The organism is Saccharothrix sp. ST-888 (assembly GCF_000955975.1).
Classification (GTDB): Bacteria; Actinomycetota; Actinomycetes; order Streptomycetales; family Streptomycetaceae; genus Kitasatospora.
This window is the reverse complement of the sequence record NZ_JYJF01000502.1, coordinates 1-371: the sequence shown is the minus strand read 5'-3', so window position 1 is coordinate 371 and position 371 is coordinate 1. Positions and strand designations below refer to the sequence as shown.

Genomic DNA, 371 nt, shown 5'->3' with positions numbered 1-371 from the left:
TCGGCCGGGCGATGGTCGGGTGGCTCACGGGGTTGTTCAGGCAGACCCTGATCGGGCGGAGAGGCGTGGCGATGTCGTAGAAGCCGATCGGGTGGACCACGGCGAAGTGGTCGATCGGGCGGTCGCGGAGCTTCTGGGCGGTCTGGAGGGTCGCCGAACGCCCGGCCTCCCGGCTCGGCCGCTCCAGCTCGGCCTTGGGCAGCCCCTTGCCCTGGTGCTTGCCCTCGGCGGCGTCCTTCGCGATCCCGTAAGCCTCCTTGACCTTGTGCATTTTCCCGTCGGCGCCGACCGTCTCGACGTAGTCGTCGCGCGGGACGGACAGCGCCGTCACCTTGCCGCCGTTGGCCGGGATGTGCAGCACGATCAGGGAG

Annotated in this window: 1 protein-coding gene; it reads right to left on the bottom strand. The window is 70.1% G+C overall.

What is annotated here, in order from left to right; genetic code table 11:
• On the bottom strand, positions 1–371 hold a 371-nt coding region (locus UK12_RS33600), incomplete at both ends, for an LCP family glycopolymer transferase (RefSeq protein ID WP_045307006.1).